Origin of the sequence: Streptomyces sp. NPDC050535 (assembly GCF_044457665.1) — a bacterium.
In the GTDB taxonomy this organism is placed as follows: Bacteria; Actinomycetota; Actinomycetes; order Streptomycetales; family Streptomycetaceae; genus Streptomyces.
The window spans coordinates 1-1,432 of sequence record NZ_JBITHE010000057.1; the positions used below are offsets into that span (position 1 = coordinate 1).

The 1,432-nt window shown below is 57.3% G+C and carries 1 rRNA gene (cut by a window edge); it reads right to left on the minus strand.

The window, feature by feature from the left end:
* Positions 1-1,432, minus strand: a 23S ribosomal RNA gene (locus ACIBLC_RS41855); its annotated part runs 166 nt beyond the window's last position; the annotation flags it as partial.

Below are 1,432 nucleotides of genomic sequence, written 5' to 3' on the forward strand. Positions count from 1 at the left end.
ACTAACCGGTCCCCTTAACGTTCCAGCACCGGGCAGGCGTCAGTCCGTATACATCGCCTTACGGCTTCGCACGGACCTGTGTTTTTAGTAAACAGTCGCTTCTCGCTGGTCTCTGCGGCCACCCCCAGCTCGAGGAGCAAGTCCTCTCACCAGTGATGGCCCCCCTTCTCCCGAAGTTACGGGGGCATTTTGCCGAGTTCCTTAACCATAGTTCACCCGAACGCCTCGGTATTCTCTACCTGACCACCTGAGTCGGTTTAGGGTACGGGCCGCCATGAAACTCGCTAGAGGCTTTTCTCGACAGCATAGGATCATCCACTTCACCACAATCGGCTCGGCATCAGGTCTCAGCCTTAATATGTGACGGATTTACCTGCCACATGGCCTACACCCTTACCCCGGGACAACCACCGCCCGGGATGGACTACCTTCCTGCGTCACCCCATCACTCACCTACTGCAGGTCTGGACCGTCGGCTCCACCACTCCCCTTTGCCCGAAGGCTCCAGGGCGGCTTCACGGACTTAGCATCGCCTGGTTCAATGTTTGACGCTTCACAGCGGGTACCGGAATATCAACCGGTTATCCATCGACTACGCCTGTCGGCCTCGCCTTAGGTCCCGACTTACCCTGGGCAGATCAGCTTGACCCAGGAACCCTTAGTCAATCGGCGCACACGTTTCTCACGTGTGTATCGCTACTCATGCCTGCATTCTCACTCGTGAACCGTCCACCACTAGCTTCCGCTGCGGCTTCACCCGGCACACGACGCTCCCCTACCCATCACAGCGGGCGTTGGCCCTATAGCTGCAATGACACGACTTCGGCGGTACGCTTGAGCCCCGCTACATTGTCGGCGCGGAATCACTAGACCAGTGAGCTATTACGCACTCTTTCAAGGGTGGCTGCTTCTAAGCCAACCTCCTGGTTGTCTGTGCGACTCCACATCCTTTCCCACTTAGCGTACGCTTAGGGGCCTTAGTCGATGCTCTGGGCTGTTTCCCTCTCGACCATGGAGCTTATCCCCCACAGTCTCACTGCCGCGCTCTCACTTACCGGCATTCGGAGTTTGGCTAAGGTCAGTAACCCGGTAGGGCCCATCGCCTATCCAGTGCTCTACCTCCGGCAAGAAACACACGACGCTGCACCTAAATGCATTTCGGGGAGAACCAGCTATCACGGAGTTTGATTGGCCTTTCACCCCTAACCACAGGTCATCCCCCAGGTTTTCAACCCTGGTGGGTTCGGTCCTCCACGACCTCTTACAGCCGCTTCAACCTGCCCATGGCTAGATCACTCCGCTTCGGGTCTTGAGCGCGCTACTAAAACGCCCTATTCGGACTCGCTTTCGCTACGGCTTCCCCACACGGGTTAACCTCGCAACACACCGCAAACTCGCAGGCTCATTCTTCAAAAGGCACGCAGTCACGAGA